The sequence below is a fragment of the Natrinema zhouii genome (assembly GCF_013456555.2).
Lineage (GTDB): Archaea > Halobacteriota > Halobacteria > Halobacteriales > Natrialbaceae > Natrinema > Natrinema zhouii.
The window spans coordinates 149,227-170,369 of sequence record NZ_CP084885.1; the positions used below are offsets into that span (position 1 = coordinate 149,227).

Below are 21,143 nucleotides of genomic sequence, written 5' to 3' on the forward strand. Positions count from 1 at the left end.
TTACCGTATCTATAGTTACGATAGAACGTAACTATTGTGATGGATGGTAGAGTAACGTAAGTACGGATTCTCTCTCGATAATGCTTAACCCAATGGCGTTCTCACGTCCGCGTACATGCCCCCTGAATTGACGTTCACGGTCCAATCTCCGAAGGGAAACAGTGACGAATTTACCTTCGACCAGAACAAGAAGGTCGGCGTGGCGGCTAAAGAAGTGGCCGACACGTTTGACTACCAGAACGCGAACAACCCGACGTTCTTCCGCACCGAGGACGGCGAGCGCGAAGAACTCCAGCGCAACCGAACACTCGTGAGCTACGACCTCGACAGCACGACCGTCATCCTCAGCGACAGCGGGAAAGGCGCGAGTGAATGAAACGGCGGGTCAGTGAAGTGCTCCTCCGCGACGAGACGACAACCATCCAAAATCGGGCGGAGCAATTCGGCTGGACAGTCTCTCCAGAGTTCGACCAGTTGCTGCTCACGGTAGAGCTGACCGCCAGCGACGATGAACCGTACGTCATCGAGTTCGAGTGCACTGACTATGACCAAGCCCCGCCACGAATCGAGATGCTTGATCCTGAGACGTGTGAATCTGGAACACCACGGGCGTTCTTCGATGACCGCGGAGGTAGCCGTTCACTCCTCTGGCAGAATGGGCCGGGAATCTGCCACGCATTCAACCGGAAGTTCTATCTCGAAATTGATCAGGTGCACAACGATTGGAACCCGCAAACGATCTCTCGGTGGAAGGATGAGGCAGGGTTCCACCGGACGATCAGTGGATTCCTTCTCCTCGTCGAGCAGCGACTCCATAATGACCATTACCAGGGGCGATTTTCAGAATGACAGGGTTCTTTGAACGACTTCGCCGACTCCTGGGCCGAGACCAATCGCATGCGATTGGCGGTGAACCGGACCAGCAAGCCGACCGCCGGACGTATCCGACCGTTCTCGTTCCGAAAAGAGTCTGCGAAGCGACATGCGACGGACTACGAAGTCACTCACCCGTGTATGAAGACCACGAGGGTGTCGTCTACTGGGCCGGAATAGAACTTGGCGAGCCCACTCCCGAGTGGTTGCTCGTAACGAGCTGTATCGTTCCTGAAGCCTCGACCGGACCAGGACATTTCGAAGTCTCGGGGCTCGCGAACATGCGAGTGACAGAGGCCGTGCACGAGCATGATATCGGCGTTTTCGCGACCGTCCATAGTCATCCCGGGACTAGCACCATCCATTCGGGGACCGACGAGGACGAGGCCTTCTTCCCGTACGACGGCTCTTACTCCATCGTCGTCCCCGAGTACGCGGACGAAGGCATGCTACCGCTGGCGTCCTGTGGCATTTATCGCTACGAGACAGACCAATTCCGCCGTCTCAATACGTCCGAGATTGACGAGGACTTCACTGTGCTCTCGGCGCCCACCTACATCGATACACGCCCATGACACCCGACCTTTCCTGTACTCGTGAGAAGTTTTATGCTCGCCGGGATGACCGGACCGAGCAACTTGTCGATACCGCGGATTATCAGACAGCGCCCGTATTGATCACTGTCGCCGACGATGCCGCAGCGACACTCGCCGGACAGGTAATGACGCTCACTGCCTGCAACATCACGAGCCGGTTCAACCACAACATCGACGTTATTGTTTCCGATGTTGCCCTCGAGACGGCAGTACAGCACGCTGACTATCCGACAACACTTGCAGCCAGGGCATGGGCCGAGATGGCTGCTGCAGATCCGTTCGGTACGGTTCGCGTTCGCGATGCACCGGCAGATGATGATGCGTACGAGGCTGTGCTGGCAATCGGGAACGCTCCAACACCGACCGAGCCGACGATTCGGATCGCGGCGTGTGGCTGGAGCGCCCGTATCCAGCGGAACGCGGCTATCGAGGAATTCTCCGACTCTTCGTCGAACCCGATCGGTCCGGCGGCTGCTGCGTGTTTCGGCGTGGGCGAGTTGTTTAAAGCGCTCATCGGGCGGCCGGCACACCAACAGCCGGATGCCTTCTCGTTCGATGCGTTCAGCCTGACACCGAACCCAGACGGGTCACTTCATACGGTGGAGCCCCGGCTTCCATCAGCCGTGGACCTCGGGATGGTCGAACTGGCGGGCGTGGGATCCATCGGGTCGGCCCTGCTCTATGTACTCGCCATGCTTCCTGTGCAGGCGGAGCTTGCGCTCATCGATCACGACGTCGTCGAATTTGAGAACCTGAATCGGTCACCGATCTTTACTGCTGCAGACGCAGATGTAGGTGATCGGACGAAGGTTGCGGTTGGTGAACAGTACCTCGCGGCGCACGATGGGATCTCGGTGCAAGCCTTCCCAGAACGATATGGGGCAACACAAGCGCAGGACAGTCTCTATCCCGATATCGTCCTTCCGGAGGTCGACGATGACCGTGCTCGTGAGGACATCCAGTACAGTCGCCCACCGTTGATGATTGAAACGACGACGAATGGGACGGCAGTAAACGTCCGGCGGCAGATTCCGATCCAGGAAGCGTGCTTGCTGTGTCACTTCCCGCCGGATGAAACATCGTATTCGCCGGCCTGCGCGATGGCTGACGTGGACGCTCCGGGAGTTACTGATGAAGATGAGAATGGTGCCGATAGTGGGGATGCAGCGTTACCGTTTGTATCCTGTCTTGCGGGGGTTCTACTCGCGGGTGAACTTGTGAAAACACAGTACGATGATTATCCCTCTGTAGAGAGCTTCGTAGAGGTGGAGATGTTCACGAACTTCGACGTACCGATGCCACGGTACGAGAAGGGACGCGAGGATAATTGCCCTTTCTGTTCATATCGCGATGACGGGCAGTACAGAGACCTCATCAAGGGGACACGGTTTTTCTCCTTGACTCAATAACGGAGAACAGAATCTCGAGAAAGCAGTCGACGCAGATAGCCACATTCTTCTCGTAACGGTCCTCCTCCGAGTGAATCCGGAACGAGTGATCGTTCGCTGTGTTGGCTGAGTCCTGGTAGAGAGATCTTGGCGGGTCTTCACCGTCGTTGACGGCTCCGGATTCTCTCCCGTCAGTGGTGGGTCAGCGGGATCCGGGTCATTGTCGCTCGCTGTCGTAGCCGCCTTTTGTGTTGACGATTCAGGAGACTTGGTGGTCTGCTTTGAACCGGCCGGCTGCGTCGATGTCGATGTCGTGAAGTCGGGGGATAGACTTGGCGAAGAGGGTTCGGTAGTGGGCTGAGGACGCCGGGCAGACGGTGACGATACAGCTGCACATGCAACCACCACCACGCCAACGAAGGCGATTACGACCCCGTACCAGATACCAGGTGGAGAACGCAGGCCGTCCACAAACAGAAGGGCTGCCCTGCCACCAATCACGAACAAGCCACCAAGACAGCCAACCACCGTTATTTCCTTACAGTACGTCAAATATGCCTAAATGATTGCTCCCAGCACTTCTCATCTCATATGTCTAGACTGAGAAATCTAAGTTGAAATAGAGTTTTTATGCATTTCACCGTTCGTTTAACATATTATATTCACCGGAACTGTACAAAGCCCTGTCGAAAACTGTGAATCGATTCCGCAACTGACGAAAGGGCGACCCTGAGAGTCCTACCGAATGCGGCTGTAAATACCTGTTCTGGATTCCAGTCGGTGGTGAGACCGTCTCCCACTACTCAATATCAGGGTCTCAACTGCCGAACATCGGTTTGTCCTACTCATACCCGACGTTACTCTATCGAGTTCAATCGTCACTATCACCCTCTTGCTCACCGCCTCTGTCAAGCTACTGAGGACACTGGATAGTCGCGCGTAATTCGCTACTTGTGCCAGTGCGAAGCCGTCACCGGTACAGTAGCTACTCGATATACTGTGATTCCCACGCTCGTCGGTCCTTGATAGCTTCTTCGCCGTCTTCCGTGATTGTGTAATAGTTTGTTCGCCTATCGAGCTGCCCTTTTTCGACGAGGCCCTTGTTGACGACGGTATCGAGATTCGGATACAGCCGGCCGTGATTGATCTCGTCACTGTAGTACTGCTCGATCTCTTCTTTCACGTCCTGACCAGACGGTTGGTTAGCACCAGCGATCACGTATAGCAGGTCTCGTTGGAACCCTGTGAGATCATCCATGTTGTGGCAATTCAATCGTTCTAATGTTTGTTACCAGATCCATACATGGCTGTATGTCAACGCTAGAGGCTCTCTCTTTATAAGTTAGCCGGAGAGGCTTACAGAGTGTTCAGCCTGTGTGTTTACCTATATGCTATGGAGATCGGTCTCTCATGCGGACTCCTAACTTCCGAATGTATCTCCAAGAACTCATAGCATCTCCAACAGGGAATACAATTAAGCAGTATCGTATTGAGCATTATATATGCGGGTGAAGTGATACATGTATCTGGCCGATGACCCTCGTCCCCCGCTCCCCGAGTGGATCATTGAGGCATACGCTGTTCTTTCTGCTGAGATATCGAACTCGAACACCGAAGACAGCAACCAGCAGGTCCCGTCAATCGATCGAGATCGGGCGATCGATATCCTTTGCACAACTGACCAACTGACACTCGAGCCAGCGGATGCAGAGCATGCAATCACACGGCTCCTCGAGCGCGGGTATTTTTACGAAGTCGGCGCTGAACTCCGCGTGACTCTCCCATCTGCGGAGTGAAGATGTTGCTCCGTCACTTGGATTCGGAGAGGAAGCCGCTCACGTACTGGTCTTCCCACTTGCGACGGGCTTCGAGTTCACGGTGGCCGCGAGCCGTGATCGTATAGTAGTTCGTTCGGCGGTCGAGTTCACCCTTCTCAACGAGGCCTTTGTCGACGATCTCGTCGAGGTTCGGATAGAGCCGCCCGTGGTGTATCTCCTTCTCGTAGTACTCCTCGAGTTCGTCTTTGATTGCGAGGCCATGTGGCTCATCCTGGTCGGCGATCACGTACAACAGGTCACGCTGAAACGCAGTGAGATCGTACATATCCGAATGTGTGTATATTGGCTGATGAAGGTTCTGGGATCATCCTTTGGATCTGTTGGTTAGCATCCGTTGCCCTATGCAGAACTGCAGAAGAGGACATAAACTGGGGAGAGACAGGGATCTACCACCGACGAGCGGCTACGCTACAGACGATGACTTAACCCCCACCATTGTGGTGCTCAGAATCGAGCCGAGCATACGCGTCTGCAGTGGCGCGTAGTTCGGTGAGTGAGCTGTTGAGCGTCAGTGGCTCGGGAAGTTGTTCGTCGATCTTTCTTAGCGTCTGTTCGGCCTTAAGGAGTGCCTCATGCAGATCGTCGACGGGGATCTGACCACCATCCACGGCGCCACGTTCTGGGTGATACCCCTGATCACCGTCCTCCGGGTCGGGAACCGGATCGTCGATACCGAGAACTCGGTCAAACTCAGGGACGTCCTGTGGATCGGGCTCGTCTGGCGTCATCGCTCGAGCACCTCGACATCAGGATTCGCACCGGCTGGACCAGCGACCGCTTTTGCACGCTCGAGTTCGCAGCACTCTCGCTGGGCCTGCCGTTCGAGGGCAGCTGCCCGACGACAGCGGTCGATTCTCTCGTCGACGTCATCGTCGTCATCGAACGTAAAACGCTTACCACGGTGGTCTATCTGCTCGAGCATCAGGATGAAGCCTCCTGAGCCGCGTCTCGAGCGTCCGCCTGCAGATGGTCGTATCGGACCGCACAGCTGTCCGAGCAGAACCGGCCAGCGTATCCTGCCTGATCGCGAGTGAGTGCTGAACAGTTCGGCATTCGGCATGCGTTGCGGTTGGTCATCTGGCGATACCTCGCTTCAGGAATTGAGTTGTCTCCGCGTCTGGCGACGCTGTTTCTCCATCAGTTGCTCGCATGGGATTCTGCGGCAGGCTTCGGTCGAGCCCCCGCACCCCTCTGGGGGCAACAAACCATCTCGAGCGAACGACCAGTTCAACTCACAGTGTATCAGGAGATAGTCGCACGATTTCTTTATTCAGAATAATTCCTGAAACCGAATCGGGGCGATTCGATAACTACAGTTGCGAACTGAGCATGCTCGTGAAAAATAGAGGTTCGGCTGGATGGGACTGAGTGGAGTCCTACGCTGAGGCCATATCTCGGCAGGAATCGGCGCACTCGCGAAGCACGTCGGCACAGACCTGACAGTGTTCCTCGTCATGCTGTTCACACTCGTCTGCGCACTCCTCACAGGCCTCGGCACACGTCTCTGCGAGATCGCTGCTGTAACCGGAATTGCGCGCCATAAAGCGGGCGTGCATCGTCGTGAGGTCGGCGACATCTCGACAGAGGCGAAGACACTTGGCCATCTCTTCGCCCTCTCCGGCGCACTCGTCGGCGCACCACTCACACGCTTGAGCGGCTTCGAAACAGTTGTCGATGCACTCTGCCATCTGGTCGTTCTCGCCGACGTGGTCGATTTGAGTTAACGCCATCACTCACTGTTCCAGCAACTACGATGTAAAACGGGGGCTGGAATAGGCAACCATTCACTGAACACCCTGTACTGAACGCGATTTTCCTGACCAACTCTGAATAAAGAAATCGTATGCCCAACTATTGTTATCGATTGAACGTTCCATCCGGAGCGGGGGTGATCCCAGTTCGGACCTCGAGATCAACACGTCTGAGATGCTTGCACCCACCAGTGGGCTGGCGTTGTTCACAATCCGGGCAGGTACACGTCTCTGCCTCGGCATCGACCATATAGGTGTTCCCGCTCTCGCTGACAACCTTGTAGATGGAACCCACCCTGGCGAACCGGACGTCCATATCTTCGCTCAATGCACGCCGGGTTCGTGGATCCTCGATCGAGTAGCCACCGGCCTCGAGCGGAGTCGGTGGATCTGGTATCTCACAGTGGTCGATGAACTCGCTACGACGATTTCGTTCTTGACCGCAGTTCCGGCAGCGCCAGTACCGCGTGTGGTACTCAAAACCATCAGTGAGGTCGATCTTGTACGGTGTTGGCTCCGTGCCTGGCAGCCACTCGTCGATGGCGACGAGTTCGTGCCTGTTCAGTCGAGTAACGTCGCCGGAATAACGTCGCTCTCGGTCACTGGTGTCGTTGCAGTCATGTTGGTGGTCTTGGTGTTGTTCGCGATGGATCGGTCGATCTGTACTCATGGGTACTCTCGAGGCACTCATCGTTGCGCCTCACCCATCAGGCGCGAAAAAACGGCTTCGAGAGCGGGTTGTCGGTGGAGGAAAGCAATTTCTGACTGGAATGAGTAGCCTCCGTTCCTTCAGATTCGCTCCTCAAGTGATCAGGTCCAGACGGCAAGTCCTTCGTCGAGGACTCGAGTTGGGGCACCCAGATAGTGCCGATCGACGCGCCGGAAGCGGCCGGCCTCGAATCGGGGGATGTATCTCATCCAGAACTGGCGGCTGTCGTTCGCCGGCTACCAGGACGATCACTGGCGTGTCGAACACGCAGAAGAGCAGTTCCCCGATCTCAGCGGGATTTGGATGGGTCAGTAGGACGGTTCCAACATACTTGGAATCGGAGCAGGGTTGATATAGGACAGGACGAACATATTCACTGTCGCGTTCCCACCGCGCGACACGATCCAATCAGCACCCAACCCCACTGATCCAGTTTCCGTGCCGCCAGGCGGCCATCCCCCTGTGCCTATCCGGGCGGCATTTTGAGGTCTTCTCAAGGTGATCAAACGCCGAGCGATAGCTATCCTATCTCGAGTGCGTCGACGGCCTCGGCGGGCTTGATGTCGTAATCGACGAGGTGGCTCGCTGTGAGCTGCCATGCGTGTTTCGCGAGCTCGGGATCAGCTTGCTCGTAGTGGACGCTAAACTCGGTCAGTGCGACGGCGATCAAGAAATCTTCGTGTCTATCGGTAAGGGACATCGCTGGCGTTGGCCGCGGCTGCGTATATAAATTCACGCCTCACAGAAACGCCGGCCAGTGGCCAGCGTTAGAGCCCCCATCCCCTTTGTGATGTGCCTCTGAGGGTGGGTCCGAGACCGGTGTGCTTGACAAGTTGGCTATTGACTTGACATCGGAACACGATCCGATCCCGGAAGGCGAGGTACTGATGTCTTGGAATGGACTAGCTGTGGGTAACCGACTTGGTCCTCTTCCCTCGCCATCATCACCTTGTGCCCGTTCTCGAGTAACTCTATTGGCTGTATAGGTCGATAAAATCGATGTTACTGGCGGATGAACGTTAGAGAAGCCCTGTTTACTTGTCAGCTGGTCCGTCGCTGTCGTCCTCATCCAAGTGCCATTCTTCTTAGGCGATGTCGGTAGCCGGCCAGTCCTTCCGATGATACTCTCCGGAGTGTACGGTGTTGACGTGCTCGAGGAGCGCAGCTGCGCCCCCGGCCGTAAAGTCGCAGCCGTCGGGCGATGAACGCTCGTAGATCCGAATGCTGGAATGGCCGTCTGAGTCAGTCATCCTTGAGTAGTTCGTCGCGGGCCTGCTTGAGGTCTTGGAACCACTCAGACGCCCCACCGGTAACGGGGCGGCCCTTGAGGTCCCGTAGAATCGAGCGTGAAACTGATATGTCCAATTCGGTAACTACAGATGCATATGTATCGGTGACTGCTTCAGGTATCTGCTCTAGGCATCCACGAACGGAGTAAAAGCGCGATTCCCTGAGCTTTCTCTTCCGGATCGTACTACATGCAACCGTTCACTCAGGAGACTATCTGCTTCAGTTCTCAAGCCGATTCGTCACTGCAGGTTTCAACTTAGTTACTTGATTCTCTTCGAGGAGTTAATTCATCACTTGCGGTTGGAGATCTGCCGGGGAATAGCGACAACATAATCAGACCCGTCGACCGAGACGACAGAGATACTTCCTTCGACAGGGAGCATCGAACCAGTACGTGTCGTAATTTCGTTTTCCAATTGGACTCCGTTTTCGTCACGCACTCTCCGAACGAACGTCTGCCATCCGTCAGGCTCTGAGAAGGTCGTCTGGCAGTCGAAGATGGTCATGTCCAACACCTCATCTTTGCTGTACCCCAGCCAGTCACAGACTGTCTGGTTGACGCCTTCGATCTGACCCGTCTCTGGATCAATGAGGAACAGACCGTCGTGGGCTCTATCGATGAGGGAACGGAATTGGACATCTCCTATCGCATTATTTTCGTCTTCTGACGTGTGAGTCATAGCGCACTCGGCAATTCTGGGTCGGCGATAAAGGTCGTTGGGTAAGTTTTTCCTCTACACTGAGCGATTGGTGGTGTAGAAACTATCAGAGGTTAAGGATTCCAACAGAGCCAATCTACGGATTCGTGAGGATCCGTACATCGGACTGCGTGACGAGGACACGAAACTCTCCGACCGAGAATCTAATCTCGAGGTCATCGTTTGCCGAGTCCACGAGTTGCTCGAGTGCTTTGACGTCGATCATCCGTTGCAGTTGGTACTCGTCACGACCGAGTCCCTCCGTTTCGAGCGCGTCGACGATTTCGAAGAGGAGGTGTCGATCACTCATCTGTGATCACCTCGTCGACGACATCGACAATCTCCGCAGCCGTCGAACTGATCCGCTCGAGCCGTTCGAAGATTGTTTCTGGCTCATCGCCTTGCCAGGCAGCCAGATAGAACGCCGAACCGCTTGTATCCAGTCCGAAGTATCGCCCGACGATGTAACCGACTGCTTCAGCCTCGAGTTCACGTTTCGAGCGTTCAGTCTCGTTATTGATGTCACCGTGCAAGCGTGCGTGGGCGTATTCGTGGACGACCGTCACAGCGAGGTCGGCGGTGTTCTCACGATCCCGGACCTCGATTAGTGGTTGTTCCACAGGAGTGCGATACTGACAGACGCCTTTGGCGTCGCCGTGAGGCCACTCCAGTTTGGAAACGACTTCCACATGCACTTCGAGCGATGAAGCCGCCTCGAGAAGTGCTGGCAGGAGTTCGTCAGCGTCCCCCGTCGCTTCGGTCTCGAGTTCGGGGAGTGGCTCTCCCTCTGTCTGAGAAATGTCGAACACTGGCGCTGGTCGAAAGCCAACAAGTCCTTTCGACCAGTCTTCGGGTGATGTTTCGTCGTATTCACAATTACTTTGATTGTGGTACGACGGTGAATTTTCGCATTCAGGGCACTGCTTTGCGATGATTGGTGCCCAGATCCAGATCGCACTCTCGCCTTCTTTCACATGCCGGTTGAATTCGTTTTGCCACGTTCGGTAGCCGGCGACGCGAGTTGCGTGCGGACATTGGCGTGTGATCAGCAGCGTATTTCGGTAGGAGTAGTCGTGGAAGTGACTCTGCACATCGAGCCACTCCTGGAACTGCTCACTCGAGACTGCATCGTTAACTTCCTCGACGAGGCCCTCGACCCAGGTTTCCATCGTGCTGTGCATCTCGTCACGTCTGGTGTCCGAGTCGTCGAAGGACACCTGCGAACAGTCGCTCGTAGTCATTGTTCTCGACGACGGACGCTCAATTCAGAGAACGCCCCTCGCCGCTCAGGGGGAGAAAAAATAAACTCAAGTCAGTGTTTGAGTAGGTCTCGTTGCGCTCCCCTCACTGGTTCTCTCCTAGAAACTCAGATTTTGATCCCGAGTAGTTCGTCTCGACGGCTGCGAAGTGTATTCGGCGAGGTTCCTGCGACATCAGCGATCTGCTTCGTAGAATCGCTAGACGAAGCTCGATTTCGGTGTGTTCACTGACCTAGCCGCCAGTCAGAAACCGAGAGCCGACGGTCGTTTCTACGGATATCTAACCGTTCGACGAAGATTGTAACGGCACATTTCAGCACCAGCTCCCGGAATTCGAGGTGTCAGCTTCGCGCACGCACGGCGGAGCCGAGCGTGCGCTTGATGCGTGAGAAGCCGGTTTCAACATCCACCGACGGTTATACCAGCGACTATTCAGCCGGACGTTGTGCGCTTTATCGAGCGAGGAGTAGATGCTTGATCGACGGGCGGATGCCATCGACACGGAGTTCGTCGCGGAACGGCTTCCCGTCGTAGATGTGTATATCGATATTACGTGCTTTTAAGGCTCGAGTTACTACCTGTTAACAATGAGACCATCAGACGATAGTGGTTTTGCAGTCATTTCTACCGCTACTCGATTTCTGCGTTACCGTGCTCTTCGATTGGTGATGCGATTATGATGCCATGGGGGCATCTCGCCTTCGGCTATGTTCTGTATTCACTTGGCCATCGTTTTGTGACACGTAAGCCGCCAGCCGGATTTGGAGTCGTTCTCGCAATAGTGATCGGCACTCAGTTGCCGGATGTCATAGATAAAACGCTCTCATGGGGACTCCATCTCTTTCCACAAGGCTATTCGATCGCCCACTCCATACTCGTTGCTGTCCCCGTTGGGCTGCTTATTCTCGGTGTAACAGCTTTCAGAAGCCGGGATATCGGTATCGCATTTGTCCTGGGATACTGGTCGCATCTTCTTGGTGATGCGATGCTCGCCGTTCCAAAACGTGGTGTTTCACCGGGCGATCGGCTTCTCTGGCCAATCGTTACGCTTCCGCCGTACCGAGGCGAACCAACATTGTTTGGACAAATTGGGAGAATCTTCAGGACATTCTTCAACGAGATGCTGACTATCGAACATTTTGTCTTTCTCGCTATTTACATGGTACCGTACCTACTGGTATTCTTGCTCTGGATAATTGATGGCTTGCCTGGCGTCGCGTTTCTTTGGCGAAAAGAGAACCACCAGTGAGGGTATCAGCGCACTATTCGCACGCCCCCAAAGAGATCGAAGTTGGAGAGACAGAGCATTGCCATACTAGAGGATGTCATAGAATCAGTCTCATACCGTGATGACCATACTTTCCTGATTGTCTCCCCGTTCGTAATTGGTGAGAACAACGACGGACCCCAGGATAGAGCAAGGTAGACCTGCGCTCATGCGTGGACGCGGCCTCGGGCGCGGAGCGTCTCGAGGCCGCAGTCCCTGCCGGTGTCATTTGTTCTACCTGTGTTCGGCAGTTGTACGTCTTGTCTAAGACCGATTGCTTCAGCTGAGATAGAAACGGAGTAATCATGGAAATTCTCCGAAATCATCGACAGCTACTCTAATTTTGGATCTTCAGAGAAGAGACATCAATTCTGAAGTCCCATAGAATTGACCCATTCTTGATATCGGTTTCGAATCGTGTCAGAAGTCGCGTGAGCAACGTCGGCGACGGCTTTCGCTCGTTCCTTGAGGAAGAGGACTCTGCGCTACCGCTTCAATTGTTTCAAACGCGCGTGTATTCGTCTCACAGATACTTCTGGGCAAAGTACATCGGTGCACCAGAGTAATTCGTCGACCACGTGTAGCGAGAACAGAGAGCGAGGGCTTCGGTTTTCGAATATCCAAGAACAGGATCTTTCAGTGTGCCGCTGAACCGACACTCCCGTTCGATTCTGCAAACGCGATATCAATTTCAAGACCGTCGTAGGCCAGTTTCGGTCTCTTTGCCTGACCAAGTCCGCCGTTTTTAAACTCAATGACACCGATGTTTTCAAGCTCGGAAGGGTTCCAATGGACTTGCTTGTAGTCTCGCTCCACCAGGTCAGCGACTTCGCGGATGCTCTCGGGCTGGTGTTTGGAGATTGCTTCCAACAGTTCTAGGTACTGTGTAGTAATTGTATTGAGTCAATAGTGCGCAATCAGGGAGACTACATAGCCCCGCTCCCTTCTATCCAATGGCACGTGTTTATTAGCTAAGCTGATCACAACTACTGCGTTCAGCGGTGCTATTCAAAAATGCTGCTTGGAGTAGATATATTAGTTCTACAGTAATCGTCACTCCAATCCACATGGCGACCGCGATCGTCGTAACAAGATAAGAGTCAGCCGGGTCAAATACATCGACCAGCTGATGGAGCCAGAAAAGATTCCCCATTGTCGAGTTATGGATCACCTCTGTCCCACCAACGTAGGTTGGTGCAATCTTGTAGGCGTCTGGAACTAACGCAAACACACCTCCCAGTAAAATGAGTGTACGGGAGATCTGTACGCGGCCAGGGAAAAGGGCAACCAGAACGGTCATTCCAGTTGCACCGATAGCGAAGTGTGTAAGAGCTTGTGACATCCAGATATACTCCGGCAACTCTCCATTTTAGTACATACAGGGTACTCCCCGTGAAAACCTCTCTGCCGATATGGTAGGCTCATTAAATACAATTAGATTCTGTGCGGATAGCGTTCAAGTAGTACTACTCCTAGTGGACGATCCAGTAAATCTGTACCCAGTTAGGGAACTGATAAATAAGGACGATTCTTGGCAGCGGAGTGCTCCCCTCCTCGTGTCTGCCGTGAGACTCGCTACGTAACCGGGTAGGAACTTACTGAATGGCCACTAGGTTTGTCGCGCCGTAGATTTCGGCCCGAGTAGGCCATGGCGCGTCATTACTCCCGGTTATGTTGCGTCGACGGTGAGGTGAGTTCGTGCTCACTCCGTCTCTGTTCGCTGAGAAGGCGTGTCAGCGTCGATTTGATCCGTACGGGACCCGGCACATTTCGGAATGTGAGGTCTTCGGTACTCGTCCCGGCGGTGTATACGCGCACATCGCCGAATGAGAGTACCCGCTCGAGGATCGTTTGCTCGTAGGCAGTGTTCTGGACGCGATCGAGACGGATCTGGGTAACGTCTCGGGAGATGAGCCCGTGTTTGACGTAGATCTCTTCGTCGGTGATCACGTACAGCAGCCGCAGCCACTCTAAATACGTCTTCCCGACGATCACCGCGCCGACCACAGTGAGTACGAGCGGGAGGTATCCAACCCACGCCGGCAGCGCTTGCCCGGCAAGCACTGACAGTAGGATCACTGTGCCAACGATCCCACCGAGTGCGAAGAGCAGGCCACCGATGATCGAGAACAAGATCGTGAATCGCGACGGCCGCCCCGACCACTGCACTTCTTCTTCCTCTGTTAAATGGAGCCAGTTTGCGTCTTCGACGTTCTCTCGTGGTTGCACCAGCGCTTTCAGCGTCATTGTGTTTCACGCTCTGTGGATATGTATGGATCCGTCTGCCAGTCGAGGACGCCACGTCGGCGTGCCCAGTGCTGTCTCCGTTTTTGTATTATCATGTGTGATTTTCTCTCTTCTGGGATCTTATCTATACCTATATTCAGTACCTCACAAAGCCGGTTAGTTAGAATGTCTGCTTGCTGAAGATGTGTCCAAGCACCAGCAGCAAGCAGACAGTGAAATCCACGAAGACCAGCTCCTTAACTTCCTCGTCAACCGACTTGACGAGGAAGTTTCTCTGAACCTCGCCAACAACGCTGAAATCGATGCAGAGGACATCTACGAGGTCCTCGTCGGCGCAACCGCCGACGGGACCTCGATCTCGACGCTATGCAACTCCAGTGAAGACTCGCCATCGGCGAACACGATCCTCTACCACCTGCGGACGAAGTTCGAGCCGGAACAGCTCGAACGAGTCGCTAACACACTCCTTCGGCAGGATGTCGTCGAACTGCTCCCCGAGCAGGTGGAGGTCTGCGCAGACCTCCACCTGCGTCCCTACTACGGTGACGAAGACAACACAGACGCTCTCTACCACTCGGAAGCGAAGCGTGGAACCACTTCGTTCCACGCCTACGCTACACTCTACGCGCGTGTGAAGAACAAACGCTACACGCTGGCGGTGCGCCGTCTCGAAGACGGCGACACCGCCAGCAGCGTCCTCGCTGAGTTCCTCGGTGTTCTCGACGGCCTTGACACCGAAGTCAAGGCCGTCTACCTTGATCGCGGATTCTACGACAGCAAGTGTCTCACGCTGCTCCAGGCGCATAACTACGCCTACGTTGTCCCGATCATCCGGTGGGGTGAGGCGATTCAGCAGGAACTCTCGGAAGGGTGGAGTCGCATCATTCAACACGACTTGACAGGGAAACTCGACGGTCACAGCTGGACCGTCGAGTTTCCCGTCTACATCGACTGTATGTACCTGAACGGACGATATGACGAGTACGGCGTGGCGCGTCACGGCTACGCCGCTGACGCGCCGTTCATCGAGACACCACGCGACGCTCGATACCACCACAGCAAACGCTTCGGTATTGAGTCGAGCTATCGCTTGTCCGAGCAAGCGATAGCGACGACAACGACGCGAGACGCGACGGTCAGACTGCTGTACGTCGTAGTGAGTCTGCTGCTACAGAACGTTTGGCGGTATCTGCACTACGAATACGTGGCGACGCCCCGCCGAGGCGGGCGTCGCCTCTGGTGGTGGCCATACAAGGAGTTCGTCAACATGGTTCGCCGGGCTGCGTGGACGGCCCTCGCGGTGCGTCGGGTCGTCCCCGCAAACCGGCCACCTGACGACCGGTTCCACCGGTAGTCACTGACCGGGGACGCCGCCTTGTGAGTGGCTACGCTGTCGCGTCGGCGGCTGACCGCCGCCGACAGCGACAGCTCCGTCTTCGATTAGCGTTGTTCAACCGCTATCGACGACTCATCACGACAGAACAGGTGACTCAGGTCAGGCTAACTGGCGATGCTTTGTGAGGTACTGATATTTGTAATGACGATCTCCCCATCTCCAGGGCGATACTCACCGTTCGATCACTGACTCGCTCATTCTGACTCACCCTGTTCTGCCTCCCTCGTCTTCGCTACACGATCGAGTTCTCGTTCGAGCGTATCGATTAGCTTTTGGGCCGTGTTGCTAATCCGCCCCAGCCGGTCAGAGATCGCCTCGGGATCGTCCCCCTGCCACGCGGCGAGGTAGAATGCTGATCCACTCATATCCAGCTCGAAGTAGCGCCCCACGACGTACGCAACGGCTTCGGCTTCCAGTTCGCGTTTTGACCGCTCATGACGATCCTCAATATCAAAGTGCAACAAGGCGTGGGTGAACTCGTGGATGAGTGTCCCAGCGAGATCCGCTTGGTTGTCTCGATCTTTTACTTCGACTCGCGGGCGCATGGTCATTGGACAGCGTTGTTTGCAGACTCCTTTCGCTTCCCCGTAGTTCCACTCGTCAGAGGAGACAATCTGTGCGTCGACGTCCAACTGCTCTGCACTCTCGAGGAGGGCCGGCACCAGATTACTGGCATCACCATATGCTTCGGTTTCGAGATCAGGAAGCGGCTCTCCGTCGGTCTGCGAGACATCGAAGACAGCGGTCGGTTTGAACCCGACAAGCCCTTTCGACCACTCTTCGGGCTGCGTCTCGTCGTATTCACACTCACTATTTTCGTGGTACGACGGGGAGTTTCCGCATTCGGGGCACTGTTTCGTGATGATCGGTGCCCAGATCCAGATTGCGCTCTCGCCTTCCTGGACGTAGCGCTCGAACTCGTTTGCCCACGTGTTGTACCCTGCAACGCGGGTTGCGTGGGGACACTGCTGTTTGATGAGGAGCGTATTTCGGTAGGAGTAGTCGTGGAAGTGGCTCTGTACGTCGAGCCAGGCTTTGAACTCCTCACTGGCCGCAGCATCGTCGACGAGGTCGGTAAGGTCGTCAACCCACGTTTTGATCGTACTGTTCATCTCGTCGCTGCGCGTCTCGGTGTCGGTGAACGAAGCTGCTCGCTCTGTGGTCACTGCCATTGGAATCACTTGTGTTGACGCTCTCGCCTGCTCGAAAGCGCCTCACCCCTCTCAGGGGCACAACAACACCACTCTCATCGCACACCTGATTTCGAGTGAAAACTGGCTCACGGCGGGATGAAAACGCTCTGTTCATCGACGATCTCCTCGAGTCGATTCTGCGACCGATGATCGAAGTAACAGTCGTACGAGCAGTACCCGCAGATCTCACCAGTATCGTACTCGGCTACGAACGGGCCACGATCGGTTGTCCAGACATTTGCTCCACAGGCTGCACACGCCGCGCTTGAGAGGTCGCTCGGTGTTGGTCCCTCGTACTCGAGGGTGATGTTCTCGTCGTGGAGTCGTGTCTCCGGCCAAATTCCCTGGGTCTCCCAAAAGGATTTGATCCGACCTAGGCTGTGCCGAACTAGCTTTCGGACAGTGACGTGATCGGCGTCACGTCCGCTGTCGTCCCAGCCGTCGGCTGACCAGAACTCGCCGAATTGGGCTCCACGATGCAAGCCGTTCCAATCGAGCCCCACGATGTCTGCCGGTGGATCGCCGGAGAGCGTTGGCCGAGTGAGTGCCTCGATCGCGTTTACCTGCTTTCGCGGACTGCCACCGAGGATGTGGACTCGTCGGCCACGCCAGTCTGCCGGATCTGAAAACTCGTGTGCGAGTTGGTCGGAGTACCCACGCGGGTAGCCGAGCACGATATCCTCCGGAATTGCGTCGATTGCCTCGCGGCACTTCGGCACGATCACGAGTTCGGACTCGGGATAGCTTGCCTGAAGGTCGCGTGCAGCGCGAACGTACTCGTGTGCCTCATCCATGGAGTAAGCATCACCGAGGACGCCAACGCGAGGCTCGTACTCTCTGAAGCGCTCGAGATATCGCTCGAGGTCGGGATTGCGAAAGTCGTTGTCGAGCATCCCGACTGGCAACTCGAGCGTCCCGTACTGTGTATGCTGGTAGGAGCAATCCTCACGAAACCCAGTCACGTAGCCGAGGGAGAGTGCGTCGATCGCGAACGGGACTCGATGGAGAAAGGCGACGTAGTCAGCCTGGCGAGCGGCTCGAATCTCGGTGGCACTGTCGGCACTGATCGCTGTCGGGTGTGCTGAGTGTAACATGAAATGGAGTGCTGGAACCCGCGTTGGGCGCTCTGTCCGTTACCCCACAAATCAGGAGAGACCGCGCGGACGTGGGGTAACTACGACTTGAGTGATGACGCCTGAAACGCGAGTCTCCTCACTTCTGAGGGGAGGTGTAACAACAGAACCGCTTGCGAGGTGTCGATCAATGGGACGCCCAGCCGAAGAAGAGCCAGACATCGCCGTGTTTGCCTTTCATCCCGTGCTGTTCGCGATAGCGCTTGGCGGCCGCCGTACCCGAGCAGTTGATCGCTCCGGCGGGACCCCACTTCTGGCAGATTCGTTCGTCTCTGCCCTCTAGGTTAGCTGGTGCGCTAGAGTAGTGGGGATCGTCGGGGAGAAGCTCACAGGCTCGCTCGAACGCGGCGGCTCCGGTCTCGAACGACTCTCCACCGAGAACTTCCGTTGGAAGCTCGATACTGGCTGTCTCGTTCCCCATCGGATGGCGGCGGAAATCTTGAGCATCTTCCACTCCCCGTTATCGAAGTGTACCTCCAGGAGAGGGTGGTCAGAGCCGGATCTTGCACCGTCCGTACTCGGTTTGCCTTGCCAGACGACGAACGGTGCGTCTTCGGGCCGGAACTCTTCGGATATTTCTCTCCTTCCAGGGTAATTCCGCCCCGTTGATGGCACCACCGATAGTGGCTATATAAAGTCAGATTATTCGTCACTTATCCGGGAGTAGTTGTTAATGACTTGGTAGAGGAACACAGCTCCCGTCCCCCAGTGTCCGAAAAAGAATGCGATAATCACTCCAAAAACAGCAATCATGGCTAAGTGGCCGGGTGAGATCCGTGCACTGGTTTCGTGAGCAATTGAGTTAGCGATGTTCCACCAACTCCTGTACACGTCGCGAGCAGTATCAGGATCAGCGTTACTGACCTGCTCAATCGCTTTTGCTCCTTCATCCTCGAATCTTTCTCGGTCTTTCAGTTCCTGCGCTCTCGGTTCGTGAAACTCGAGATCGTGAAATTGGGATCCGAGTTTTTGGTCCCCTTGTATCGCTGTCGGCATCTTGGCAGCTGCTGTAAGGTCAGCAGCCATTTCATCAGTGATTCCAGCATGTTCCTCTTTGAAGAGTGCAAGCGTATCCGCAAGTGATTCCTCGAACTCCGCCATGGGTTTGAGACTACCCAGAAGAGATTGAGTGAACTCTTCTGACATTTGTTTTGAGGCAATTGCCGTGAAATCATCAATTGTATTGGTCATGGACGGCATTGTAGCGATGGTAGTAGCAAACTCCTCAGTGATACTGGTAAACGGCATAAAATCCTCGCTATCAAACATCTTGGCGTAAGGGTAGAACGAATTATCGGGAACCGATTGGTCTAAGTCTACCTCGTCCAGCATTCCTGTACGGATATATGAGCCAACAAATGCACGAATATCGTCCCTGACCTCGTCTACTGATCGGTCTTCTTCTTCACTCAGCTCTTCGACACCTTCTCCCCCGTAAAACTTCCTTCCGACTGTGGCGGCCAAGTTACCCACACTTTCTTCCGGTTTAGTGCAGATACAGGTATACAGTGACAGGAGACGCTGCGTTTCTGCTGCCTCAATGCCTAATTTGCCACAAACAATGGTAGTTGCATCTGCGGGTGTCTCAACGTTGCTATCACGATAAATTTGGCCAACTTCTCGTACCTGTACACATTCTCTATAAGAAATTTGGTTGATGTTTTGGTTGCGACGCTTCTCTAAATGGTCGCGAAGCGAATCTGAGGGGCTAATTTCGTCATCATCGTTACCAGGCATGGATCTTGTATAGCAAGGGATAGTGGACGGTTTTAACCGTTCCTCTTCCAACATCATTGTGGTGCCTCACATTCAAACCGCCCGAAAATATGCCGTGTTGAATAGCGATCGAATCAGTCGAGATTACGGGTTAGAAGGGTGAAGACGAGGAAATCAGTTCTTGATTATGGAAGTTGATCTCCTCGACTTTGTTCAGGAGTGTAAGCGGTTAGCCAAACAAGGTTGGGGAAGCACGCAGGCGAGCCCGCCATAGTACCTCAGAGAACTTCTTAAATACAGGTGCCGTGAAATCGTCCTCATGTTCGCAATCACCAACATAGAACCGCTCTGTGAGCCGCTCTAACCATGACTCAGCACCTATTCAACACGGCAGGTAATTCAAGGCCATCGGCGTATCACCCGCTTGTGGAACGGTACAGGCACCGCTCGCACTCGAGAAACTGCTCACCCTCTTCAGTGAATCGACCAGCCAACACCGCTGCCTCGCAGCGGGGACACGGATCACCATGGGTGTATTCGCCTTTGACTGGCGGATCGGGAGTCGCTGCGGCTAGCGCGAGTATGCGTGTTCTTGGGTCTGGATATGTGACCTGTCGTCCGCCGTTGTGGGTGCTCTCGGAAGGGTCAGTCATTACTCTCACCGGGTGAACCGAAGAGGAACTGTGCGCTGGCGTCCTCGCCCGTCAGCGTCAGCTGGTCGTCGGCCGTCTCCGCGAACAGCGATGTCTGGTCGGTATTGTCGCCCTCCGAGTATCGAACTTCGACGCGATCGTCGACACCGAACTCGCTGGCCACGGGGCGATCGAGTCGTGTTTCGACCTCGCGATGGCTGACGTCAGCACCGAAATCCTCGAGAGAGGTCGCAACGCTTTCTTCGGTCGGTTCGAGTCCGCCGTCAGCGGTGAACGCTGTCTGCTGTTGGATCGTGATCTCGGGTCGATCTGTCATCTGTAAAACCCTCCTCCCCTCTCGAGGGTGCAAACAACACTCTCAAATCTTCGCAGGCGTCGCAATCGGTGGACCAGTCACGACTCCTCACGAAGTTTTTCAGCTCGCTGGGCTAGCAGTTTGAGGATCGGAAGGCGTTGTTGGTGCTTGTTTTCGTAGGCGACACACGCCTGCAGTGTCTCCATGTCGGTGATCGTCGCGACTCCCGCATCAATGATCCGGGGATTCGACGACTCGAGGCGCTGCTGGGGCGTCAGTGGCTCGTCAGTCTGGTCGGTATCTAACATTGTGGGATCCTCTCACCCCTTGAGGAGAGAAACAACACCACCAACTGCTTACGTTGGTGTGGTATCAGTCGATCCAACGGTTGATTCTTTTCTGAAATTATTCAGTCTCATGGAATTCACTATATCCGGGAGAGGTAGCCATTTGGATGATCTCGAACGTATATTTGGTTTGTGGCTTCCACTCTGGATTAATATACTTTGCAACAGAACTGACCACGGGTTCATCGTGCTGCCGCATTTCCTGATATAGCTCTTCTTGTGAGCGGGGCTTGATGTATTCTGACATTTTTCCCCACCGATCACAGGCTGGGAACTCTCCAGGGCTCATTTCCTGAAACACCCCTTCTTCGATTAGGAGGGCCTCAAGACCGTGAATCACATTATCGGCAGGATGGTGAAGCCTGCTATCCTCGATATAGTGTGCGTCTAAGAGTTCTTGCGGATACTCTTCATCAGAGACGTTCACGTCGTCCATGACTCGTGTTGGTGTTTTAGAGTGATAATCATTCTCGATTGTTGATCTTCCCCCACGC

General features: G+C 54.9%; 25 protein-coding genes and 4 pseudogenes. 7 read left to right on the forward strand and 22 right to left on the reverse strand.

What is annotated here, in order from left to right; genetic code table 11:
* Positions 1–115: 115 nt before the first annotated feature.
* The 4 genes from HYG81_RS44940 (at position 116) to HYG81_RS44955 (ending at position 2,878) form a co-directional block, all read left to right on the forward strand.
* Positions 116–376, forward strand: coding sequence for a hypothetical protein (locus tag HYG81_RS44940; protein WP_226778733.1), 261 nt, complete (start codon positions 116–118; stop codon positions 374–376).
* Positions 373–849, forward strand: a complete 477-nt coding sequence (locus tag HYG81_RS44945) for a hypothetical protein (protein WP_226778734.1) — start codon at positions 373–375, stop codon at positions 847–849. The genes HYG81_RS44940 and HYG81_RS44945 overlap by 4 nt, the downstream gene beginning before the upstream one ends.
* A 161-nt stretch (positions 850–1,010) precedes the next feature.
* Positions 1,011–1,448: a Mov34/MPN/PAD-1 family protein gene (locus HYG81_RS44950; protein ID WP_226778735.1), complete on the forward strand. Its 438-nt coding sequence runs from the start codon at positions 1,011–1,013 to the stop codon at positions 1,446–1,448.
* Positions 1,445–2,878: a ThiF family adenylyltransferase gene (locus HYG81_RS44955; protein ID WP_226778736.1), complete on the forward strand. Its 1,434-nt coding sequence runs from the start codon at positions 1,445–1,447 to the stop codon at positions 2,876–2,878. The genes HYG81_RS44950 and HYG81_RS44955 overlap by 4 nt, the downstream gene beginning before the upstream one ends.
* Before the next feature lie 964 nt (positions 2,879–3,842).
* On the opposite strand, the gene HYG81_RS44960 is transcribed toward HYG81_RS44955, so the two are convergent.
* The 12 genes and pseudogenes from HYG81_RS44960 to HYG81_RS45020 form a co-directional block, all read right to left on the reverse strand.
* The gene (locus HYG81_RS44960) at positions 3,843–4,115 is read right to left on the reverse strand and encodes a PadR family transcriptional regulator (RefSeq protein WP_226778737.1); all 273 of its coding nucleotides are present in this window, start codon (positions 4,113–4,115) and stop codon (positions 3,843–3,845) included.
* Between the two features lie 551 nt (positions 4,116–4,666).
* On the reverse strand, positions 4,667–4,960 hold the full coding sequence (locus HYG81_RS44970; protein WP_226778739.1) for a PadR family transcriptional regulator: 294 nt from the start codon (positions 4,958–4,960) through the stop codon (positions 4,667–4,669).
* 157 nt (positions 4,961–5,117) lie between these two features.
* Positions 5,118–5,423: a hypothetical protein gene (locus HYG81_RS44975; RefSeq protein WP_226778740.1), complete on the reverse strand. Its 306-nt coding sequence runs from the start codon at positions 5,421–5,423 to the stop codon at positions 5,118–5,120.
* A complete protein-coding gene (locus tag HYG81_RS44980; RefSeq protein WP_226778741.1) occupies positions 5,420–5,617 on the reverse strand; it encodes a hypothetical protein in 198 nt (65 codons plus the stop codon). The genes HYG81_RS44975 and HYG81_RS44980 overlap by 4 nt, the downstream gene beginning before the upstream one ends.
* A 454-nt stretch (positions 5,618–6,071) precedes the next feature.
* On the reverse strand, positions 6,072–6,425 hold the full coding sequence (locus HYG81_RS44985; RefSeq protein WP_226778742.1) for a four-helix bundle copper-binding protein: 354 nt from the start codon (positions 6,423–6,425) through the stop codon (positions 6,072–6,074).
* 127 nt (positions 6,426–6,552) lie between these two features.
* Complete coding sequence (locus HYG81_RS44990; protein ID WP_226778743.1) at positions 6,553–7,116, reverse strand: hypothetical protein; 564 nt, start codon at positions 7,114–7,116, stop codon at positions 6,553–6,555.
* Positions 7,117–7,675: 559 nt separating this feature from the next.
* Positions 7,676–7,855 (reverse strand): hypothetical protein, encoded by a 180-nt coding sequence (locus tag HYG81_RS44995; protein WP_226778744.1) that lies wholly within the window; start codon positions 7,853–7,855, stop codon positions 7,676–7,678.
* 385 nt (positions 7,856–8,240) lie between these two features.
* Positions 8,241–8,405, reverse strand: a complete 165-nt coding sequence (locus tag HYG81_RS45000; RefSeq protein WP_226778745.1) for a hypothetical protein — start codon at positions 8,403–8,405, stop codon at positions 8,241–8,243.
* A 330-nt stretch (positions 8,406–8,735) separates the two neighbouring features.
* Positions 8,736–9,125 carry a PAS domain S-box protein gene (locus HYG81_RS45005; protein WP_226778746.1) on the reverse strand — a complete coding sequence of 130 codons (390 nt, stop codon included), beginning with the start codon at positions 9,123–9,125 and terminating at the stop codon, positions 8,736–8,738.
* 115 nt (positions 9,126–9,240) lie between these two features.
* Positions 9,241–9,453, reverse strand: a complete 213-nt coding sequence (locus tag HYG81_RS45010) for a HalOD1 output domain-containing protein (RefSeq protein ID WP_226778747.1) — start codon at positions 9,451–9,453, stop codon at positions 9,241–9,243.
* The gene (locus HYG81_RS45015; RefSeq protein WP_226778748.1) at positions 9,446–10,384 is read right to left on the reverse strand and encodes an ArdC-like ssDNA-binding domain-containing protein; all 939 of its coding nucleotides are present in this window, start codon (positions 10,382–10,384) and stop codon (positions 9,446–9,448) included. Before HYG81_RS45015 ends, HYG81_RS45010 begins: the two co-directional genes overlap by 8 nt.
* A gap of 288 nt (positions 10,385–10,672) precedes the next feature.
* A pseudogene (locus HYG81_RS45020) lies at positions 10,673–10,935 on the reverse strand (transposase); the annotation flags it as partial.
* Between the two features lie 143 nt (positions 10,936–11,078).
* Between HYG81_RS45020 and HYG81_RS45025 the strand changes: the two are divergent.
* Positions 11,079–11,651: a metal-dependent hydrolase gene (locus HYG81_RS45025; protein ID WP_226778749.1), complete on the forward strand. Its 573-nt coding sequence runs from the start codon at positions 11,079–11,081 to the stop codon at positions 11,649–11,651.
* Positions 11,652–11,741: 90 nt separating this feature from the next.
* Here the strand turns inward: HYG81_RS45025 and HYG81_RS45030 are convergent.
* The 3 genes and pseudogenes from HYG81_RS45030 to HYG81_RS45040 form a co-directional block, all read right to left on the reverse strand.
* A pseudogene (locus tag HYG81_RS45030) lies at positions 11,742–11,955 on the reverse strand (IS5/IS1182 family transposase); the annotation flags it as partial.
* A gap of 350 nt (positions 11,956–12,305) precedes the next feature.
* Positions 12,306–12,551 (reverse strand): annotated as a pseudogene (locus HYG81_RS45035) (HVO_A0114 family putative DNA-binding protein); the annotation flags it as partial.
* Positions 12,552–13,328: 777 nt separating this feature from the next.
* The gene (locus HYG81_RS45040; RefSeq protein ID WP_226778750.1) at positions 13,329–13,916 is read right to left on the reverse strand and encodes a PH domain-containing protein; all 588 of its coding nucleotides are present in this window, start codon (positions 13,914–13,916) and stop codon (positions 13,329–13,331) included.
* A gap of 184 nt (positions 13,917–14,100) precedes the next feature.
* Between HYG81_RS45040 and HYG81_RS45045 the strand changes: the two genes are divergently transcribed.
* On the forward strand, positions 14,101–15,270 hold the full coding sequence (locus HYG81_RS45045; protein ID WP_226778751.1) for an ISH3 family transposase: 1,170 nt from the start codon (positions 14,101–14,103) through the stop codon (positions 15,268–15,270).
* A 236-nt stretch (positions 15,271–15,506) separates the two neighbouring features.
* Here HYG81_RS45045 and HYG81_RS45050 read toward each other — a convergent pair whose 3' ends face one another.
* The 4 genes from HYG81_RS45050 to HYG81_RS45065 all read right to left on the reverse strand — a co-directional run bounded on the left by HYG81_RS45050 (position 15,507) and on the right by HYG81_RS45065 (position 19,432).
* Positions 15,507–16,484 (reverse strand): DUF955 domain-containing protein, encoded by a 978-nt coding sequence (locus tag HYG81_RS45050; RefSeq protein ID WP_226778752.1) that lies wholly within the window; start codon positions 16,482–16,484, stop codon positions 15,507–15,509.
* A gap of 107 nt (positions 16,485–16,591) precedes the next feature.
* Positions 16,592–17,599: a DUF6610 family protein gene (locus tag HYG81_RS45055; RefSeq protein WP_226778753.1), complete on the reverse strand. Its 1,008-nt coding sequence runs from the start codon at positions 17,597–17,599 to the stop codon at positions 16,592–16,594.
* Positions 17,600–17,765: 166 nt separating this feature from the next.
* Positions 17,766–18,092 carry a hypothetical protein gene (locus HYG81_RS45060; protein ID WP_226778754.1) on the reverse strand — a complete coding sequence of 109 codons (327 nt, stop codon included), beginning with the start codon at positions 18,090–18,092 and terminating at the stop codon, positions 17,766–17,768.
* A 188-nt stretch (positions 18,093–18,280) separates the two neighbouring features.
* A complete protein-coding gene (locus HYG81_RS45065; protein ID WP_226778755.1) occupies positions 18,281–19,432 on the reverse strand; it encodes a hypothetical protein in 1,152 nt (383 codons plus the stop codon).
* A 109-nt stretch (positions 19,433–19,541) separates the two neighbouring features.
* Here HYG81_RS45065 and HYG81_RS46050 point away from each other — a divergent pair.
* A pseudogene (locus tag HYG81_RS46050) lies at positions 19,542–19,624 on the forward strand (IS5/IS1182 family transposase); the annotation flags it as partial.
* Between the two features lie 375 nt (positions 19,625–19,999).
* Here HYG81_RS46050 and HYG81_RS45070 read toward each other — a convergent pair.
* The 3 genes from HYG81_RS45070 to HYG81_RS45080 form a co-directional block, all read right to left on the reverse strand.
* Positions 20,000–20,323: a hypothetical protein gene (locus tag HYG81_RS45070; protein WP_226778756.1), complete on the reverse strand. Its 324-nt coding sequence runs from the start codon at positions 20,321–20,323 to the stop codon at positions 20,000–20,002.
* Positions 20,324–20,400: 77 nt separating this feature from the next.
* Positions 20,401–20,610 carry a DUF8129 domain-containing protein gene (locus HYG81_RS45075; protein ID WP_226778757.1) on the reverse strand — a complete coding sequence of 70 codons (210 nt, stop codon included), beginning with the start codon at positions 20,608–20,610 and terminating at the stop codon, positions 20,401–20,403.
* A 97-nt stretch (positions 20,611–20,707) separates the two neighbouring features.
* Positions 20,708–21,085, reverse strand: a complete 378-nt coding sequence (locus tag HYG81_RS45080) for a hypothetical protein (RefSeq protein WP_226778758.1) — start codon at positions 21,083–21,085, stop codon at positions 20,708–20,710.
* Between the last annotated feature and the right edge of the window lie 58 nt (positions 21,086–21,143).

What these genes read in the sequence shown, in the direction of transcription:
- HYG81_RS44975 (WP_226778740.1), bottom strand. Translation starts at nt 5,423, where the DNA reads ATGACGCCAGACGAGCCCGATCCACAGGACGTCCCTGAGTTTGACCGA.
- HYG81_RS45075 (WP_226778757.1), bottom strand. Translation starts at nt 20,610, where the DNA reads ATGTTAGATACCGACCAGACTGACGAGCCACTGACGCCCCAGCAGCGC.
- HYG81_RS44940 (WP_226778733.1), top strand. Translation starts at nt 116, where the DNA reads ATGCCCCCTGAATTGACGTTCACGGTCCAATCTCCGAAGGGAAACAGT.
- HYG81_RS45015 (WP_226778748.1), bottom strand. Translation starts at nt 10,384, where the DNA reads ATGACTACGAGCGACTGTTCGCAGGTGTCCTTCGACGACTCGGACACC.
- HYG81_RS45025 (WP_226778749.1), top strand. Translation starts at nt 11,079, where the DNA reads ATGATGCCATGGGGGCATCTCGCCTTCGGCTATGTTCTGTATTCACTT.
- HYG81_RS45070 (WP_226778756.1), bottom strand. Translation starts at nt 20,323, where the DNA reads ATGACAGATCGACCCGAGATCACGATCCAACAGCAGACAGCGTTCACC.
- HYG81_RS45010 (WP_226778747.1), bottom strand. Translation starts at nt 9,453, where the DNA reads ATGAGTGATCGACACCTCCTCTTCGAAATCGTCGACGCGCTCGAAACG.
- HYG81_RS44945 (WP_226778734.1), top strand. Translation starts at nt 373, where the DNA reads ATGAAACGGCGGGTCAGTGAAGTGCTCCTCCGCGACGAGACGACAACC.
- HYG81_RS44960 (WP_226778737.1), bottom strand. Translation starts at nt 4,115, where the DNA reads ATGGATGATCTCACAGGGTTCCAACGAGACCTGCTATACGTGATCGCT.
- HYG81_RS45065 (WP_226778755.1), bottom strand. Translation starts at nt 19,432, where the DNA reads ATGATGTTGGAAGAGGAACGGTTAAAACCGTCCACTATCCCTTGCTAT.
- HYG81_RS45040 (WP_226778750.1), bottom strand. Translation starts at nt 13,916, where the DNA reads ATGACGCTGAAAGCGCTGGTGCAACCACGAGAGAACGTCGAAGACGCA.
- HYG81_RS44980 (WP_226778741.1), bottom strand. Translation starts at nt 5,617, where the DNA reads ATGCTCGAGCAGATAGACCACCGTGGTAAGCGTTTTACGTTCGATGAC.
- HYG81_RS44970 (WP_226778739.1), bottom strand. Translation starts at nt 4,960, where the DNA reads ATGTACGATCTCACTGCGTTTCAGCGTGACCTGTTGTACGTGATCGCC.
- HYG81_RS45000 (WP_226778745.1), bottom strand. Translation starts at nt 8,405, where the DNA reads ATGACTGACTCAGACGGCCATTCCAGCATTCGGATCTACGAGCGTTCA.
- HYG81_RS44955 (WP_226778736.1), top strand. Translation starts at nt 1,445, where the DNA reads ATGACACCCGACCTTTCCTGTACTCGTGAGAAGTTTTATGCTCGCCGG.
- HYG81_RS45050 (WP_226778752.1), bottom strand. Translation starts at nt 16,484, where the DNA reads ATGGCAGTGACCACAGAGCGAGCAGCTTCGTTCACCGACACCGAGACG.
- HYG81_RS45080 (WP_226778758.1), bottom strand. Translation starts at nt 21,085, where the DNA reads ATGGACGACGTGAACGTCTCTGATGAAGAGTATCCGCAAGAACTCTTA.
- HYG81_RS45055 (WP_226778753.1), bottom strand. Translation starts at nt 17,599, where the DNA reads ATGTTACACTCAGCACACCCGACAGCGATCAGTGCCGACAGTGCCACC.
- HYG81_RS45005 (WP_226778746.1), bottom strand. Translation starts at nt 9,125, where the DNA reads ATGACTCACACGTCAGAAGACGAAAATAATGCGATAGGAGATGTCCAA.
- HYG81_RS44985 (WP_226778742.1), bottom strand. Translation starts at nt 6,425, where the DNA reads ATGGCGTTAACTCAAATCGACCACGTCGGCGAGAACGACCAGATGGCA.
- HYG81_RS44990 (WP_226778743.1), bottom strand. Translation starts at nt 7,116, where the DNA reads ATGAGTACAGATCGACCGATCCATCGCGAACAACACCAAGACCACCAA.
- HYG81_RS44995 (WP_226778744.1), bottom strand. Translation starts at nt 7,855, where the DNA reads ATGTCCCTTACCGATAGACACGAAGATTTCTTGATCGCCGTCGCACTG.